The 17,188-nt window shown below is 36.5% G+C and carries 17 protein-coding genes; 14 read left to right on the forward strand and 3 right to left on the reverse strand.

All coding sequences use genetic code 11. The features are described 5' to 3' along the window. Nucleotides 1-25: 25 nt before the first annotated feature. Nucleotides 26-1,288: a glutamyl-tRNA reductase gene (hemA, locus tag DK858_RS11985; RefSeq protein ID WP_109397608.1), complete on the reverse strand. Its 1,263-nt coding sequence runs from the start codon at nt 1,286-1,288 to the stop codon at nt 26-28. Between the two features lie 240 nt (nt 1,289-1,528). On the opposite strand from hemA, the gene lolB reads away from it, so the two are divergent. The 3 genes from lolB to prs all read left to right on the forward strand — a co-directional run bounded on the left by lolB (nt 1,529) and on the right by prs (nt 4,074). Next, nucleotides 1,529-2,167, forward strand: a complete 639-nt coding sequence (lolB, locus tag DK858_RS11990) for a lipoprotein insertase outer membrane protein LolB (protein ID WP_109397609.1) — start codon at nt 1,529-1,531, stop codon at nt 2,165-2,167. Continuing rightward, nucleotides 2,164-3,039 carry a 4-(cytidine 5'-diphospho)-2-C-methyl-D-erythritol kinase gene (ispE, locus tag DK858_RS11995; RefSeq protein WP_109397610.1) on the forward strand — a complete coding sequence of 292 codons (876 nt, stop codon included), beginning with the start codon at nt 2,164-2,166 and terminating at the stop codon, nt 3,037-3,039. The genes lolB and ispE overlap by 4 nt, the downstream gene beginning before the upstream one ends. 87 nt (nt 3,040-3,126) lie before the next feature. Continuing rightward, a complete protein-coding gene (gene prs / locus DK858_RS12000) occupies nt 3,127-4,074 on the forward strand; it encodes a ribose-phosphate diphosphokinase (protein ID WP_036912921.1) in 948 nt (315 codons plus the stop codon). Nucleotides 4,075-4,310: 236 nt separating this feature from the next. Here the strand turns inward: prs and ychH are convergent, their stop codons facing one another. After that, nucleotides 4,311-4,589 (reverse strand): stress-induced protein YchH, encoded by a 279-nt coding sequence (ychH, locus tag DK858_RS12005; RefSeq protein WP_109397611.1) that lies wholly within the window; start codon nt 4,587-4,589, stop codon nt 4,311-4,313. Nucleotides 4,590-4,934: 345 nt separating this feature from the next. On the opposite strand from ychH, the gene pth reads away from it, so the two are divergent. From pth to alsS, 4 genes are all read left to right on the forward strand, one after another. Continuing rightward, the gene (pth, locus tag DK858_RS12010) at nt 4,935-5,519 is read left to right on the forward strand and encodes an aminoacyl-tRNA hydrolase (protein ID WP_109397612.1); all 585 of its coding nucleotides are present in this window, start codon (nt 4,935-4,937) and stop codon (nt 5,517-5,519) included. 182 nt (nt 5,520-5,701) lie between these two features. Continuing rightward, a complete protein-coding gene (gene ychF, locus DK858_RS12015; RefSeq protein WP_109397613.1) occupies nt 5,702-6,793 on the forward strand; it encodes a redox-regulated ATPase YchF in 1,092 nt (363 codons plus the stop codon). A gap of 522 nt (nt 6,794-7,315) precedes the next feature. Beyond that, nucleotides 7,316-8,143: an acetolactate decarboxylase gene (budA, locus tag DK858_RS12020; protein ID WP_109397614.1), complete on the forward strand. Its 828-nt coding sequence runs from the start codon at nt 7,316-7,318 to the stop codon at nt 8,141-8,143. Between the two features lie 67 nt (nt 8,144-8,210). Further along, nucleotides 8,211-9,890 (forward strand): acetolactate synthase AlsS, encoded by a 1,680-nt coding sequence (gene alsS, locus DK858_RS12025; protein ID WP_109397615.1) that lies wholly within the window; start codon nt 8,211-8,213, stop codon nt 9,888-9,890. Between the two features lie 237 nt (nt 9,891-10,127). Here the strand turns inward: alsS and DK858_RS12030 are convergent, their stop codons facing one another. Continuing rightward, complete coding sequence (locus DK858_RS12030; protein WP_109397616.1) at nt 10,128-11,192, reverse strand: hypothetical protein; 1,065 nt, start codon at nt 11,190-11,192, stop codon at nt 10,128-10,130. Between the two features lie 547 nt (nt 11,193-11,739). Here DK858_RS12030 and DK858_RS12035 point away from each other — a divergent pair. From DK858_RS12035 to DK858_RS12065, 7 genes are all read left to right on the forward strand, one after another. Next, the gene (locus DK858_RS12035; protein ID WP_109397617.1) at nt 11,740-12,165 is read left to right on the forward strand and encodes a PPC domain-containing DNA-binding protein; all 426 of its coding nucleotides are present in this window, start codon (nt 11,740-11,742) and stop codon (nt 12,163-12,165) included. Nucleotides 12,166-12,244: 79 nt separating this feature from the next. Continuing rightward, complete coding sequence (locus tag DK858_RS12040; RefSeq protein ID WP_099075517.1) at nt 12,245-12,826, forward strand: ECF transporter S component; 582 nt, start codon at nt 12,245-12,247, stop codon at nt 12,824-12,826. 2 nt (nt 12,827-12,828) lie between these two features. Beyond that, a complete protein-coding gene (locus tag DK858_RS12045) occupies nt 12,829-13,533 on the forward strand; it encodes an energy-coupling factor transporter transmembrane component T (protein WP_194294843.1) in 705 nt (234 codons plus the stop codon). Beyond that, the gene (locus DK858_RS12050; RefSeq protein ID WP_109397618.1) at nt 13,524-14,366 is read left to right on the forward strand and encodes an energy-coupling factor ABC transporter ATP-binding protein; all 843 of its coding nucleotides are present in this window, start codon (nt 13,524-13,526) and stop codon (nt 14,364-14,366) included. The genes DK858_RS12045 and DK858_RS12050 overlap by 10 nt, the downstream gene beginning before the upstream one ends. Further along, a complete protein-coding gene (locus tag DK858_RS12055) occupies nt 14,353-15,174 on the forward strand; it encodes an energy-coupling factor ABC transporter ATP-binding protein (RefSeq protein ID WP_109397619.1) in 822 nt (273 codons plus the stop codon). The genes DK858_RS12050 and DK858_RS12055 overlap by 14 nt, the downstream gene beginning before the upstream one ends. A gap of 68 nt (nt 15,175-15,242) precedes the next feature. Continuing rightward, nucleotides 15,243-15,755, forward strand: a complete 513-nt coding sequence (locus DK858_RS12060) for a DedA family protein (protein WP_109397620.1) — start codon at nt 15,243-15,245, stop codon at nt 15,753-15,755. Between the two features lie 389 nt (nt 15,756-16,144). After that, complete coding sequence (locus DK858_RS12065) at nt 16,145-17,179, forward strand: TAXI family TRAP transporter solute-binding subunit (RefSeq protein WP_109397621.1); 1,035 nt, start codon at nt 16,145-16,147, stop codon at nt 17,177-17,179. Nucleotides 17,180-17,188 lie beyond the last annotated feature (9 nt).

Below are 17,188 nucleotides of genomic sequence, written 5' to 3' on the forward strand. Positions count from 1 at the left end.
TAGATTAAGATCCTGTTAGACAAAGTTAATTATGGGTAATACCCAAACTTTCACGTAATAAATTCAGGCGTTCAATATCACCATCACTGGCAGCCTGTTGAAGAGATTTTGTTGGTGTGTGAATAAGACGATTCATCAATTGATGAGAGAGTTGTTGGATAACTTTTTCTGCATCCACTCCATTTTGTATCAATGTGATGGCTTTTTCTGTCATTTCTGCACGTAACATTTCAGCGCTGTCTCGATATTCTCGAATTGCCCCCACAGCACCTTGTGCCCGTAGCCAATCCATAAATTGTCCGCTTTCTTGCTGGACAATATGCTCTGCTTGAATTGCAGCAGCTTGGCGTTGTTCACGGTTATGTTGAATAATCGCTTCTAAATCATCAACACTATAAAGATAAACATTATTCAGTTTTTCGACATCTTGCTCAATATCACGGGGAACCGCGATATCCACCAGTAACATAGGCTGATTACGTCGCTTTTTAAGAGCTCTTTCAACCATTCCCTTACCAATAATCGGTAATGGGCTTGCCGTAGAACTAATGACGATATCAGCCTGTGAAAGACATTCGTCAATATCTGATAATGTAATGACTTCGGCATCCACTTCATTTGCTAAACGCTGAGCACGTTCTTTTGTGCGATTAGCAATAACGATTTTTTTGACTTGATGTTCACGCAAGTGGCGAGCAACTAATTCTATTGTCTCACCGGCCCCTACTAACAAAATAGTCAAAGAAGACAGCGATTCAAATATTTGACGTGCTAATGTACAAGCAGCGAAAGCAACAGAAACTGCGTTCGCACCAATTTGAGTCTCTGTTCTCACTCTTTTCGCAACTGAAAAAGACTTTTGAAACAAACGTTCCAGCTCTGAAGAGAGTGAGTGATAGTTTTGAGAATCGGCAAAGGCTTTTTTAACTTGCCCTAATATTTGCGGTTCACCTAATACTAAAGAATCTAAGCCGCTCGCCACTCGCATTAAATGGCTGACAGCTTGATTATCCTGATGCCAATAAACACTATTTTTCAGTTCATTTGGCTCTATTTGGTGATATTGACATAACCAGCGAATAAGCTGTTCATGGCTATTTTCTTTGTCTTCCATACTAAGATAGAGCTCAGTACGGTTACAAGTAGACAGCACAACACCGCCTCTAACAGCGGGTTGCTGTAAGAGGTTATTTAAGGCATCACCCATGGTATCGGGAGAAAAAGAGACTTTCTCACGTAAAGCAACGGGGGCTGTTTTATGATTAATACCTAATGCTAATAACGTCATATCAACTATATCGAGTTATGAATAAATACCGCCTCGCGACTTGACTTAGTGTAAACCTAAAACAGCGCATTTAGTATGGACTCTTCATTCCGGTCATTCTACTTGATGAACAGATTCAATAAAAGAGCTTACTTGAGTGATAGAAGATTTCTATACACAATTTAACGAAATATCGTTATATCATAAGGTTTATGATACTCTTTTTTTCAACTAATAACGAATTAAAGGAATGTCTCAGCTATGTGTTCACGCTTTTTTTCAACCAAACAACTCCTGCGCCTTATCCCGCTAACGGCGTTGTTGCTGAGTGCCTGTAATCTAAATCAGATAAAGACTCAAGGTTTGGCATCTGATAACGATGTGCAATGGCAAGCTCGCCAACAAGCATTAAAAAAAATTTCACAATATGAAACCCGAGGCGCTTTTGCTTATATCGAAGATACCAACAAAACCTATGCCCGATTCTATTGGCAAGACAGAGCCGATGAGCGTTATCGCTTATTACTTACCAATCCTTTAGGTACAACCGAACTTGATTTAAATGTCATGCCCGGCGTAATTGAAGTTACTGATAATAACGGTAAAAAATATTATAGCGACAACCCTGCAGAGATGATCTACCAACTTACAGGTATGGTTATTCCACTCAAAAATCTGCGTGCTTGGCTTATTGGTTTACCAGGTGATGCAACTGATTTCGAGTTAGATGCTAATCACTTATTAAAATCTGTCACATTACCAGCACCTGAAGGTGATTGGATCGTGACTTACCAAGCTTATGATTCAAGTACCACCCCAAACTTGCCACAGCGCCTTGAGTTAAAACAGGGCGAACGTACTATCAAATTAAAAATGGATAACTGGGATATACAGCAATGACTCTAAGTTGGCCCTCTCCTGCCAAATTAAATCTTTTTCTCTACATCACGGGAAAACGCCCTGATGGTTATCACAATTTGCAAACGTTATTTCAGTTTTTAGATTATGGTGACACATTAACCATTACACCTCGTGATGATACCCAGTTAACTATCTTAACGCCAATTGATGGTGTAAAAGATAAAGATAATTTAATTATTAAAGCCGCTAAATTGCTGCGTGATTATTGCCAGCAACATAATATCTCTTTGCAGTATCACGGTGCAGATATCAGTGTCGATAAAAAACTTCCTATGGGAGGTGGCTTAGGTGGCGGTTCATCCAATGCAGCAACGACATTAATTGCACTTAATTACCATTGGCAAGCAGGACTAAGCGACGAAACCTTAGCCGAATTAGGTGTTAGTTTAGGCGCAGATGTCCCCGTATTTGTAAAAGGTCATGCCGCATTCGCCGAAGGTGTTGGTGAAATTTTGACCCCAGCAGAACCAAAAGAGCAGTGGTATTTGGTCGCACATCCTGGAATTTCCATTCCAACACCGACAATCTTCACAGATCCAGAATTAAAACGTAATTCTCCTATTCGCTCTCTTGGCGCATTATTAAAGGCTCCGTTTGAAAATGACTGTGAAATGATCGCAAGAAAACGTTTTCGTGAGGTTGAATATCTGCTTTCGTGGCTGTTAGAATATGCACCGTCACGCTTAACTGGGACAGGTGCATGTGTGTTCGGCGAGTTCGACTCACAAGTTGCCGCTAGTGAAGTGTTAATTAACGCCCCTGAGTGGGTGCATGGGTTTGTAGCGCAAGGCGTCAACATTTCCCCTCTGCATTTATTCCGCTCAAGGATACCTGTGTTATTGCACCCGTAAAATGATGTTTACAAACCTTATGTTCATAAACACGTTCTCTACAGGTCAACAATATCTCTCTCTGGACGCAAGCCTGAGGTTTTTCTCGTGCCCGATATGAAGCTTTTTGCTGGTAACGCAACCCCGGAACTGGCTCAACGTGTTGCCAACCGACTCTACACTAGCCTAGGAGACGCGGCTGTAGGTCGTTTTAGCGATGGTGAAGTCAGTGTGCAAATCAACGAAAACGTACGTGGTGGTGATGTATTTATCATTCAATCAACCTGTGCACCTACTAATGATAACTTAATGGAATTAGTAGTCATGGTTGACGCATTACGTCGAGCTTCCGCTGGTCGTATCACTGCTGTTATTCCTTACTTTGGTTATGCCCGTCAGGATCGCCGTGTTCGTTCAGCCCGTGTTCCTATTACGGCAAAAGTTGTTGCGGATTTCTTATCTAGTGTAGGCGTAGACCGCGTTTTAACCTGTGACTTACACGCAGAACAAATCCAAGGGTTCTTTGATGTACCGGTTGACAATGTCTTCGGCAGCCCAATTCTTTTAGAAGATATGCTTCAAAAAGATTTGGACAACCCTATTGTTGTTTCTCCAGATATTGGCGGTGTTGTTCGCGCTCGTGCTATCGCTAAACTGCTAAACGACACTGATATGGCTATCATTGATAAACGTCGCCCTCGTGCTAACGTTTCTCAAGTTATGCATATTATTGGTGATGTTGCTAACCGCGACTGTATCCTTGTTGACGATATGATCGACACAGGCGGTACATTGTGTAAAGCAGCTGAAGCGCTGAAAGAGCGTGGTGCGAAACGCGTATTTGCTTACGCGACTCACCCAATCTTCTCTGGTAATGCTGTTGAGAACATCAAAAGCTCTGTTATTGATGAAGTGGTTGTCTGCGATACAATTCCGTTATCAGCAGAAATCAAAGCATTAAATAAAGTCCGCTCATTGACTCTTTCTGGCATGTTGGCTGAAGCAATTCGCCGTATTAGCAATGAAGAGTCAATCTCTGCAATGTTTGAACATTAATTTGTTATAACATTCATTGTAATTTGAGATAACTAAACCCGCTATAGCATTTGTTATGGCGGGTTTTTTTGTTGTTTTTTCTAAATTAAAAATTTTAGGCAACAAAAAACCCGTTATCATTAAACGGGTCTATAGATGTGTATTACAATGCGTAATGACAACTATTATTCACTCAACATCAGTTTTAGCTTCATTGTTTTTTTTATCTATTCTGATATTTATTTGTGATAATAACATTATGGATAACGATGATTGTCATGACGACGATAACGCTCATCATGGTTACGTAACCACCAATATCTTTCTGCTATTGTTTCTCTACCACCGATACGGGCACCTGCTAACCAAACTAAAGCACCAATAAAGATCCCCATCAAAGAGATATCTGATAAAAATTCAGGCAATCCTAATGGGAAAATATGAGTAAGAAGTGTATAACCTAGACTACCGAGCATAACAATCATCCCAATAGCCATACATAAATTACCAACTGCAAATGCATGTTTATATTTCATGTTGCACCTCCAAGCGCATCGTCAGACGATTCAACAACAAAATACATCGAATAACCTTTTGTTCTTTGTAGTTATTATAGCCATAAATACTAAGAAGTTATTGTCGAAGGGATCACATCGCCTCGAAATTTATTGATAATTCTTAACAAAAAATGTGTTTTTTTATTTCAAAAGAAGAAAATAGAACCAAATTTGTCAATTTCGCTCTTTTTGTTAAATCAAAGAAGTGACATTCCCTTTGATTATCATTTCAAAAAAACATTCTATGTAATCTATTTTGTGCTTCTGAGCTTAGACAGGTAAACTATGACCTTTCTTTTAAGACGATAACAGTGAAAGGCTATTGTGAGTAAAATTAAACTTATCGTCGGGTTAGCAAACCCCGGTGCAGATTATGCCCAGACTCGCCATAATGCGGGAGCTTGGTATGTTGATTTATTGGCTCAACGTCATCAACAATCTCTAAAAGAAGAGAGTAAATTCTTTGGTTATACCGCGCGCATTAATTTGAATGGTAATGATGTTCGATTATTAGTGCCTACAACTTTTATGAACTTAAGTGGTAAAGCGGTACAAGCAATGGCAAATTTCTATCGTATTGAGCTTGATGAAATTTTAGTTGCACATGATGAACTCGATTTACCACCCGGTGTTGTCAAAATGAAGTTAGGTGGTGGCAATGGCGGCCATAATGGATTAAAAGATATTCAAAATAAGTTTGCTAATAATCCTAACTTCTATCGTTTGCGCATTGGTATTGGTCACCCTGGTGATAAAAATAAAGTAGTGGGTTTTGTATTAGGCAAACCGCCGATAAGTGAACAAAAATTAATTGATGACGCTATTGATGAAGCACTTTCATGCACAGATATTTTAATGCGTGATGGTTATGAGAAAGCAATAAACCGATTACATAGCTTTAAAGCGTAATCATTATATTGATAGATTGAGTAATTTTACTTTTCAGAGGGTAAAACCTCTCTTCTTTTGTGCGAATACTCCCTGATGATTTAATCAATCGGGGATTTGCTCTATAATAGCGCCAAATTTTTTTAACAGCACACAACAGGAATACTCCCTTCTGTTGTGTTTATGTGACAAGGTGAACGTTTATGGGATTTAAATGTGGTATCGTCGGTCTGCCTAACGTAGGAAAATCTACACTGTTTAATGCCTTAACTAAGGCAGGTATTGAGGCAGCCAACTTCCCATTCTGTACTATCGAACCAAACACAGGTGTTGTTCCAATGCCTGATCCTCGCTTAGATAAACTGGCTGAAATCGTTAAACCACAGCGTATTTTACCTACCACAATGGAATTTGTTGATATTGCAGGTTTAGTAAAAGGTGCTTCTAAAGGCGAAGGTTTAGGCAACCAATTCCTAACTAATATTCGTGAAACTGAAGCCATTGGCCATGTGGTTCGTTGTTTTGAAAACGACAATATCATTCACGTTGCGGGCAAAGTTGATCCTGCTGAAGATATCGAAACTATCAATACTGAACTTGCCCTTTCTGACTTAGATACCTGTGAACGCGCAATGCATCGTAACCAGAAAAAAGCCAAAGGTGGCGATAAAGTTGCTAAAGCAGAAATGGAAGTGTTAGAAAAATGCTTACCGCATTTAGAAAATGCGGGTATGTTACGTGCTTTAGATTTAACGGAAGAAGAAAAAGCGACTATTCGTTATTTAAGCTTCTTAACGTTAAAACCAACAATGTATATTGCAAACGTTAATGAAGATGGTTTTGAAAACAATCCCTATCTTGAAACTGTTCGCAAAATTGCCGAAGCAGAAGGCTCTGTGGTTGTTCCTGTTTGTGCCGCAATTGAAGCTGATATTGCTGAGTTAGAAGATGCTGAACGTGAAGAGTTTATGCAAGATTTAGGCATTGAAGAGCCTGGCTTAAACCGTGTTATTCGCGCGGGTTACTCATTACTGAACTTACAAACTTACTTCACTGCTGGCGTTAAAGAAGTACGTGCATGGACAATCCCTGTAGGTGCAACAGCGCCGCAAGCCGCAGGTAAAATCCACACTGACTTTGAAAAAGGCTTTATCCGTGCCCAAACCATCGCCTATAACGATTTTATCACTTACGGTGGTGAACAAGGGGCGAAAGAAGCAGGAAAAATGCGTGCAGAAGGTAAAGAGTATATCGTTCAAGACGGCGATGTAATGAACTTCTTATTTAATGTGTAATAGCTATTTATACTAAACATCATATCTAAACCCACGAATAATTCGTGGGTTTTTTATCGATATTTCAATTTAATTTAAATGTTATCATTAAAAACTTTCCTTCCATTAACTAATAATTACAAATAGAAACTACAATATACTCACTATTACATTCACGTCTTTTCCTGAACCTATTCGCATACACTTTCATCACCCAAAGCGAATATTTTAGATATCAAAAGATAATTTATCTTATCTTTCTAGTAACCCACCTATAAAACTATTAATCTAACTCTTTTTAGCTAGAACTTTCACCTATCATATTTCTAACTCTATCTTATTAATAAAACCCCACTGATTAATATCTTTAAAAAATAATTAATTATAAAAATTAAGTTATATTTAATTTACGGAATCATAACTATCACTTCTTATTTAATTACAATAAAAAACATTTGAAATATTTATGAATAAGGCTAATACTTAATTCATAATCAGTTAATGATTATTGTTTATTAAATAAAGGAAAGGAATGGCTTTACCATGAATAATAATTTTCAATCTAATGTGCGAGATAATAGTGATATAAAAAATAATAAAAATAATTATTGTCAATGTGGACAAGAAATAATTACAAACTTAAATAATTATATTAATAAACATCCTGAATGTACTGTTTATCAAAACTCATTAATGAGCAGTTTGATTGCAGGTGTTTATGATAGTGATATCACAATTGCTGAATTATTAAAGCATGGTGATTTTGGTTTAGGCACATTTGAACAACTTGATGGCGAACTCGTTGCATTCGACAATAATGTTTTTCAATTACGCTCTGATGGTAGTGCTCGTGAAGCTTTGCATTCTCAAAAATCTCCTTTCGCTGTAATGACATTTTTTAATTGTGATATTGAACATCACTTTTCTTATGGCGCATCACAAAAAGAGATACACAATATCATTAATCAGTATGTTCCTTCTGATAATTTATTTTGTGCGATCAAAATTGAAGGCGAATTTGAGCTAGTCAAAACACGTACCGTTCCCCGTCAAGCCCCCCCCTATCTTCCAATGTTAGAGGCTATTGAAAATCAACCTATTTTTACATTTCACAATGAGACTGGAATTATTGCTGGATTTCGCTCACCACAATTTACTCAAGGAATAAATGTTGCAGGATTTCATGAACATTATATTAATCAACAACGCCAAGGTGGTGGTCACGTCCTTGATTATTATTTAAAACAAGGCATCTTACAAATCGGTGTTATTTCCCGCCTTACTATTGATTTACCCAGTCATTCAACTTTCCTCCAAGCGAACTTAATGCCAGATAATCTTCGCCAGGCAATAGAGCAAGCCGAAAATTAATTTAAAAGCCGCTTCATTTTATTCTCAATCTAATTTTTTATTCACTTGCAAAATTAAAGAAGGTTATATGAATACTCCTCATTGGAAATGTGGTGCAGATTTAGTTGTCAAACAATTAGAACAACATGGCATTAAACAAGTATTTGGTATTCCGGGCGCAAAAATAGATCGTGTATTTGATTCTCTTGTTGATTCAACTATTGAAACAGTGGTGGTTCGTCATGAAGCTAACGCTGCCTTTATGGCAGCCGCAGTTGGACGTTTAACAGGCAAAGCGGGAGTCGCTATCGCAACATCAGGACCAGGATGTTCTAATCTTGCGACAGGCATCGCCACTGCCACATCAGAAGGCGATCCATTAGTTGCATTGGGAGGAGCAGTAAAGTCCTCAGATAGATTAAAACTAGTTCATCAAAGCATGGATACCGTTACCATGTTTAATCCTATCACTAAATTCTGTGCAGAAATTGATTCTTCAAAATCTATTTCTGAAACCATGGCTAATGCCTTTCGCCATGCAGAATCAGGAAGACCCGGTTCAGCTTTTTTAACATTTCCAATGGATATTTTAAATAATGAAGTTGATAGCCCAATATTAGTACCAAAATCAAAATCTAATATGGGAGGCGCTAATAATGATGCTATCCAAGAAGCCGTTAAATTACTGCTGAATGCGAAAAGTCCCGTTATTTTATTAGGACTACAAGTTAGTTACCCTGAAAATGCATTAGCATTACAAGCACTACTCGATATTTGCCCGCTCCCGATTGTAGGCACTTATCAATCAGCAGGTGCGATCGCTCAACGCCATTTTCCTTTATTTGCTGGCCGTATTGGCTTATTTAATAATCAACCGGGTGATGAGTTATTATCTCATGCCGATTTAGTGATTACTTTAGGTTATAGCCCTATAGAATATGAACCGTCATTATGGAATCACAATAATGCCAATATTATTCATATAGACGAGATCCCTGCTGAAATTGATTTAGCTTACTGTCCTGATTTAGAATTAACAGGTAATATCAAATTAACAATAAATAATTTAACTCAGTATTTTGCTAAACAATCTACATCACAAATTACACTCTCAAATAATACTCGTCAGATTTTAGAGAAAATTCGTCACCAAAGAGAAATTTTGCAACAAAATAGTTATTTTCGACATGGTTCCCCTATTCATCCTTTAACCATCATCCATGAGATGCAAAATATTATTGATAACGATGTAACACTCTGTATTGATATGGGAAGTTTTCATATATGGCTTGCACGCTATCTTTATAGCTTTAGAGCAAGACAAATGTTAATTTCTAATGGACAACAAACTATGGGAGTTGCATTACCTTGGGGAATTGGTGCTTCTTTTGTTCGGCCTTCTGATAAAATTATTTCTGTTTCTGGTGATGGTGGCTTTATGCAATCGTCCATGGAATTAGAAACGGCGGTTCGTTTAAATACAAATATCTTACATATTATCTGGGTAGATAACGCTTATAATATGGTAGAAATGCAAGAGCAAGAAAAATATGGTCGTTGTTCTGGCGTAAAATTTGGTGCAATTGATTTTAAACGTTATGCTGAATCCTTTGGAGCTAAAGGGTTTTCTGTTGAATGTGCCTCTCAATTACGTACCGTCTTACATGAAGCAATAACTGTTAATGGTCCTGCTGTTCTTGCTATTCCCGTCGATTACTGTGATAACGCTAAATTAATGAAACATATAGATTATAATTTGATTATTTAGCATGATACGGAATTAATCACTAAGAAGCCCCCAATAAGAATTAAATAAAAAATCAAAACACAAAGCCACTACAAATGAGCTTTGTGTTTTTTTAACGAAAACTTCTCATATTTGGCTTCCTGCCATATTCTAAATTTAAAAATATTTCTTATTTAAATCGTGTCCAATATATTGTTATATGTCGATTAAACATTATATCTACCTCTAAGTTTAATAACAGTAATAACTTATCTAACTTTACTTTGTGTGAAGTGCATTATAACTATCTTTAAACATCTCAAAGTCTTTATTAAATAAGTTATAATAATTAGTTTGTTCAATAAGTTTTCTTTCACCTTTGATATAAAGAGAAAATTTATTCCAACTTGTATGCATCAATCTCTCATCAGAAAATAACATATTTACTAGGTCTTCATGGCTAATAACTATCGTTTTATCACCACTTACAATAATATAATTGATATTTTTCTTATCGCTCCAGTCAACTTTTTTATTATTCCCAAAATTTTCTTTTTTAACAAAGCCTTTTATTTTTTCTATTTCAAGATACTTATTATATAAGGACCTTCCTTTTTCCTGAATCGCTAAGTCATTATGATAAACAGACAATGCCATCAATTTAATGAAACAATCATTTTTTCCCATCATGTATTCTTTGAGATTTTCATTATCAAGCTCACTGATTAGATCTAAAATAAAGGATAAAGTACCAGAAGAGAGCTTATTAGAATACATGTCAAGCCCATCCCTTAAATGCTTAATATCTAATAACTTTTTAGCAAAACCTTTAATATCCCTATCTTCTAAATGATATTTCTTAGATATTATATTATCGATTATTGAGTCAATAGGAAATGATTCTAATTTCATCTCACCACTATTATTTATTGACTCTATAATCTGCTTTACAAGTTGTATTTTTATTTCTTTGTATTTATCACTTATTGTATTTATTTTATTTAATGGATTACCACTTAACTTTTCGTTTAAGAGATAATCATTTTCAGTTTTATTAAAAGATTTAGCTTTAGAATTAAGCTCGACACCATCGAGATTGTCATTTATAAAATTAACATTACTTAGATTAGAAACTAAAAAATCAAACTTAATATCTTTTAACTCTCTATTTTTAAAACCTTTATTTCTATTACTCAATGTAATTTCCTTGTTTTTTATTTCACAATTTAATAAATCACGTGGAAAAGAAGTATTATTTAAAGATAGATCGTTATGTGTCAAATCAGGCGCAGATAATGCTCTATTAGATAAATGTGATTTTAAATTTTGCAATACGTTAATCATGATGTTCCTCTATGAGATTATATCAAAGTAGATAAAATAGTTTTAATCTGTTTTACATTGATGTCATAAACACTATAAAAATAATTAATCAAATACGCTATAATAAAAAGAGCAACATTAAGATTTAAAAATATTATAAGATCATTGTTGTTTATAGCTACCACACTAACCATCAACTTATCAACAGCACAGGCAGCAAACCCGTCTTGACAAAATTCCGTACAATACAATAGTAAACATGAAATGTTGGAAATCACACCTAGCCAAATTTGATATATATGCCAATGAAGCTGCAGGTACCACCCTATATTACAGAAAGATCGTCGTCTTCAAATAGTTGGAATGCTACAGCTTTAGTCAGTAGTACTGGTAACGATTATAGAGAGCAATATTGCAAAATCGACTTTAAAAATAAATTAGGTTGTATCACCTTCTCTATCTTATAAACAGAATAAATTGTATTTACACTTATCTCGCCTAATAATAACAACCTTTAGAATTAGCTAACTTCACTAATTCAGTGTAATTAATCATAAGGTAAATCATCATGTCTCAAACACAACTTCCCTCTTCTCATGTCCGCTTTATTGCGGTTCGCCTTATTCCAGGTGAAGATGTGATTGTGGCATTACGACAGATAATCGCCGATAATCAACTACAATCGTCTTACATTGCAGGTTGTGTAGGTAGCCTAACTGATGTTGCATTGCGCTTTGCTGGACGCGAAGAAAATCGCTATCTTACGGGTAAATTTGAAATTGTTTCACTGATTGGCACATTAGATGCTATAGGCGAACATCTTCATTTAGCCGTATCAGATGAAAATGGAATTATGTGTGGTGGACATATGATGCCAGGTTGTACAGTGCGCACGACGCTAGAGCTCGTTATTGGTGAGTTAGAGCAAGTGACTTTTAGCCGTCAGCCTTGTGAATACTCTGGTTATGAAGAGTTGGTCATCACACCGCGTTAATCGTCTTTTTTACAGAGAACCTTATTAACGCAAAATAATAAAACCAATAATAACTATCCTTTGTAAAGGTTTTTAAACTATGTCTACAACGCCTCAAATTTCGAGCCGCACTCTTGTGCTCATTGTCGTTTCTATTGCAATAAATATGATCGGTGGTCAAATCACCTCAATGGTCAAACTTCCTATCTTTTTAGACTCTATCGGTACACTTATTTGTGCCTTATTAGGTGGTCCATGGGTTGCATTATTTACTGGATTATTAACCAACCTATTATGGGGATTAATTAGTGGTCCAATGGCGGCTGCATTTGCACCTGTTGCTATGATGATAGGATTAAGTGCAGGTTTATTAGCGCGTGCGGGAGGTTTTCGTTCATTAATTCGCGTTATTGGCTCAGGTATTATTATTACTTTAGCGTTAATGATTGTCGCCGTTCCAATTCGTACTTATTTATTTGGTGGAGCCACAGGCAGTGGTGCAGATTTCTTTGTCGCTTATTTTCATGCGGTTGGTGAAGGGCTGATTGAATCCGTTGCAATCACTGTATTAGGTGCCAATCTCGCCGATAAAATATTATCAGCGATTATTGCTTGGTTATTAGTACGTCAATTACCGCAAAGGACACAACGTAATTTTCCTGCAATGGCTAAGGTTCGTTAATAATGCATCCCTTTACCTCACTGGTACTATGGCTTTGGCTAAGTGCCAGTGTGCTTTTCTTATCACTAAGCTTACCACTGCTGATTATCAGCAGTGGTACTTTTATTGGCTTATTACTTTGGAAAGCCTCTCGCTGGCGTTGGCGTCTTATTGCATGGCTGATGATCCCCATGGCGATAGGCTTATGGTTAGTTCATAGTGGTTGGCTTGCTTATTGGTTAACAGGTGGCATTTTAGATACCAGTAAACAAACTATGGCAATAACGCTATGGCTAAGATTATTAGCAATAATAAGTGGTGCTCAATTGTGGTTACAATACACTTCAACCGAACAATTTATTAGAGCCTTATTTGCTAGCCGTCTACCTATGAGCCTTTCCTATTTATTTGCGGGTCCTTTGTTACTTGTAGAACAGCTACGCCAACAATTGCACAATATAAGAGAAGCACAGTTAGCACGTGGTGTACCTCTTGATGGTTCATTTTGGCAACGCCTAATAACATTACCAGCCATTATCCTACCACTGATTAGCCATGTATTAAGTGATTTGACTATTCGTAGTGCTGCATTAGATATGCGAGGATTTCGTATTATTGCAAAACGTACCACGCTTTCTCCTCCTGTCGATACACCACTACAAGAGATGCTACGCTATTTTATTTTACTGCTTATCTTTGTTGAAGGAGCTATTTGGCTATGGTATTAAATCTTCAACAATTTAGTTTTACCCCCAAAGGCGATGAAAAACCTATTCTTGGCCCTATTGATCTACAACTAAAACAAGGGGAATGGCTTGTTGTTTTGGGAGGAAATGGCAGTGGAAAAAGCCTTCTTGCCCAACTATTAGCAGGTTGGTATCCCGATTTATTAACAGGCTCAGTGCAAGGCTTAGGTATTGTGCAAAACATTGCTCTAGATAAGAGTCGGTTAGTATCACTGGCTCCAGGAAGACAACTTGTTCAACAATCCCCTCAATTACAACTTTCAGGTTGTGCTTTTACAGTAGAACAAGAGATTGCTTTTGGCCCTGAAAATTTAGGGTTAAGTGATAATGAAGTTCGATTTCGCGTAAAAGAAGCAATGATATTAACACAATGTGACAACCTTCGTTTTCGTCACCCTTCTACTCTTTCAGGCGGAGAAGCTCAGCGTGTTGTAATTGCAAGCGCCCTTGCTATGCACCCTAAATTATTATTACTTGATGAAGCTTTTAGTCGTTTAACACCTAATGCAACACAACAATTACAACAACGCATTAAACAGTATGCACAAGAGCACAAATGTAGTGTGATTATTTTTGAACGTAATTTATTACCAGCAATAACACTTAGTGAACAATTTTTATTATTAGAAGCAGGAAAAACAAAAGTAGCAGGCGCCTTAGAAGATATATTTCCTTTTTTATTTACAACAATTAATGCACCTGATGCTTGGCTAGCTTTAAATTGGTTAATTGAAAATCATCATTGGAATAAAAATATTGTAAATAACGATAAAGCTTTACTTAAGGCTTTTAAGGAATTTTATGTTACAGCTTGATAAAGTAACTTATCGTTGGAGTGAAGATGTTCCACCCTGTATTTCTCAATTATCTTTAACGTTAAATCAAGGGGAATGGATAACACTCGTTGGTGATAATGGTGCGGGTAAATCAACCTTATTACGTTTAATTGCAGGATTGTTAACACCGAATGAAGGTGAAGTAACTCTCAACCATCAGTCATTATCTCAAATGAAAGCAGAGCAACGAGCTCAATATATTGGTGTATTATTCCAAGAGCCTGAACGACAAATATTTCATAATACAGTAGAAAAAGAAGTCTCTTTTGGCCTAAAACGACGCAAGTTTTCTAAAGAAGAGATTAAAAAACGTTTAGATGAAACATTGATGCTTTGCGGTTTAAGTGATGTTGCTGATGTTCATCCTTTAGATTTACACGCAGGTCAACGCAGAATGGTTGCTGTTGCAAGTTTGAGTATTTTATCTCCTCAAATATTACTGCTTGATGAACCGACTCGTGATTTCGATGCATATTGGCTAACGTGTTTTGAGAACTGGCTTCAAGTGCAAAAAACATTAGGCACATCTGTTCTTGCTATTAGCCATGATCTTGATTTTACAGCACGTCATTTTCAGCGGGTTATCCATTTATCTTCAGGAAAACTGATTGCTGATGGCGCCCCTGAAAGCGTATTAATGAGTTCAACTCTGCAATCTCTTTCAGATATACCTGCACCTACGCTATACTCATTAAGCCAAAAGTTAAAATTACCGATGAAAAACTCTCCCATTGAATGGGCTAAAATGCTAGTTGAAATGAATAAAAATCGTAAAATTAACTCATAATACTCTTAAGGTTTATTTATCTATTATTAGCCTTCCTTGTTGTTTATTTTGTTGCTGGAGATAATAAAATGGAACTTATTCACTCCCTATTAAATTCACTGGGTCATTTATCTCCTATTACACTTTTTCTTTCCATAATATTAATCACAGCTGGAAAATCGACTATTGGTATTTCTTCATTTTTACCTCCTGCATCTTTAATGTTGATCTTTATTTTTAGTGCTTGCTTACCTCTTTATTCGCCTGTTTTTCTTTGGTTAGCAAGCAGTTGTGGCGCACTTTTAGGCTCAATTATTAGCTATGAATTAGGTCGTTCTATTTATCGATTTCCTCGACTTAGAGCATGGGTTAAGCGTTATCAGACAAAAATTAATCGTGTTCAGCAACTATTGAAAAATAAAACTCACTACATCTTATTTATTTCTCGATTCCTTGCAGTATTTCGTTATTTAACTCCTTTTAGTGCCGGCTTACTAAAACTACCCACATACACTATTTATATTACCAGTGCTATTTCTGCATTAATTTGGTCAGCGATGTTTGTGCTGATTGCGACAGGTGTACTTTCCATTGTGCTATAAGTTCTGCAATTATTGCTAAACGTTACTTATTTTCTTAACACTAAAATAGCCTATTTTTCTCCTTTCTTTATCAGATGATTTAACAATTTTCTGATCCCTCTATTTTTTCATTTTATTTTTTATTATCGATAAATAGGCTATTTTTTAGCTCATTTTATCGTTTCGCTAGCAAGTTATTGATATTTTCTTTTGTGTTTTATGACTATCACCATAATTATGATTAAAAATTGCATAATTACTATATTGATCACAAAATGTTATTTTTTTGTTTTGATTTAATTAATCAACCTCACAATTTCTTAACGTTCCTTATTTCTATAAAAGTTGTCATGTTGTATACAAGTTGGTGTGAAACATTCACCTGCGTTTTTATGTACAGGAACAACATCATGAGAATAAGAAAAACAAAGCTTGCCATCGGTATTGTTGCTGTTATTGCTGTTGTCTCATTAGCAGTAATCGGCAAAAAAGAGAATGCGAATAAACAATTTCTCTCTGTAGCAACCGCTTCAACAGGAGGAACGTATTATCCGATGGGAGTAGGTTTAGCAAACGTATGGAGTACACATCTTAAGGATAGAGGTGTTCAAGTTACAGGACAATCTTCTGCAGGCTCAATAGAAAATATCTATTTAATGCAGAAAAATGAAGCTCAACTTTCAATACTGCAAAGCCTTTTAGCCGTAGAGGCTTATGAAGGCGTGCGTAATTTTGAAGGCAAACCAGAAAAAGATCTGCGTTCAATTTCTATGTTATGGCCGAATGTTGAACACTTTGTTTTAATGGATAACAAAGTAAAAACTGGTACGTTAGACGATATTCGCGCAACTAGCTTTTCTGTAGGCCCTCAAGCCAGTGGTACTGAACAATCCACGATTATTATTCTTCAAGGCGTTAATTTAACTAAAAAAGATATCACACCTGAATATCTAGGGTATGGCGATACCGTTTCGGCCATGCGAGATGGTCGCCTTGATGGTGGTGCATTACCTGCTGGGGTGCCCGCTTCTGCGGTAACTGATATGTACGCAAGTGGTGTCAGTGCAAAATTACTCGAAGTCACAGATAAGCAGCTTGATGATATCAATCATGTAGCGAATTCATGGTTTCGTTTTGAAATCCCCGCCAATACCTACCCTCGTCAAACTGAAATGGTCAATACGATTGCTCAACCTAATATCTTAATGACCACAACCAACATTGATGATGCTCTGGTTTATGAGTTAACAAAAACCATGTTTGAGAACCTTCCTGAGGTTCATCAAGTCCATAGTGCAGCCAAGTACATCACCACAGAAAATGCATTAAAAGGTGTTTCTGTACCATTACATTTAGGGGCTTACCGCTACTACAAAGAAATCGGATTAGAGATCCCTGATTACCTTATTCCACCAGAAGCTCAAACGCAGACTAATAATAAATAACAGGAGTGA

The organism is Proteus faecis (genome assembly GCF_003144395.1).
Classification (GTDB): Bacteria; Pseudomonadota; Gammaproteobacteria; order Enterobacterales; family Enterobacteriaceae; genus Proteus; species Proteus faecis.

Coding starts and splice junctions, on each gene's coding strand:
- DK858_RS12055 (WP_109397619.1), top strand. CDS start 14,353: ATGTTACAGCTTGATAAAGTAACTTATCGTTGGAGTGAAGATGTTCCA.
- alsS (WP_109397615.1), top strand. CDS start 8,211: ATGAATACTCCTCATTGGAAATGTGGTGCAGATTTAGTTGTCAAACAA.
- DK858_RS12030 (WP_109397616.1), bottom strand. CDS start 11,192: ATGATTAACGTATTGCAAAATTTAAAATCACATTTATCTAATAGAGCA.
- DK858_RS12065 (WP_109397621.1), top strand. CDS start 16,145: ATGAGAATAAGAAAAACAAAGCTTGCCATCGGTATTGTTGCTGTTATT.
- ispE (WP_109397610.1), top strand. CDS start 2,164: ATGACTCTAAGTTGGCCCTCTCCTGCCAAATTAAATCTTTTTCTCTAC.
- DK858_RS12050 (WP_109397618.1), top strand. CDS start 13,524: ATGGTATTAAATCTTCAACAATTTAGTTTTACCCCCAAAGGCGATGAA.
- lolB (WP_109397609.1), top strand. CDS start 1,529: ATGTGTTCACGCTTTTTTTCAACCAAACAACTCCTGCGCCTTATCCCG.
- ychH (WP_109397611.1), bottom strand. CDS start 4,589: ATGAAATATAAACATGCATTTGCAGTTGGTAATTTATGTATGGCTATT.
- DK858_RS12045 (WP_194294843.1), top strand. CDS start 12,829: ATGCATCCCTTTACCTCACTGGTACTATGGCTTTGGCTAAGTGCCAGT.
- ychF (WP_109397613.1), top strand. CDS start 5,702: ATGGGATTTAAATGTGGTATCGTCGGTCTGCCTAACGTAGGAAAATCT.
- DK858_RS12060 (WP_109397620.1), top strand. CDS start 15,243: ATGGAACTTATTCACTCCCTATTAAATTCACTGGGTCATTTATCTCCT.
- DK858_RS12040 (WP_099075517.1), top strand. CDS start 12,245: ATGTCTACAACGCCTCAAATTTCGAGCCGCACTCTTGTGCTCATTGTC.
- DK858_RS12035 (WP_109397617.1), top strand. CDS start 11,740: ATGTCTCAAACACAACTTCCCTCTTCTCATGTCCGCTTTATTGCGGTT.
- budA (WP_109397614.1), top strand. CDS start 7,316: ATGAATAATAATTTTCAATCTAATGTGCGAGATAATAGTGATATAAAA.
- hemA (WP_109397608.1), bottom strand. CDS start 1,288: ATGACGTTATTAGCATTAGGTATTAATCATAAAACAGCCCCCGTTGCT.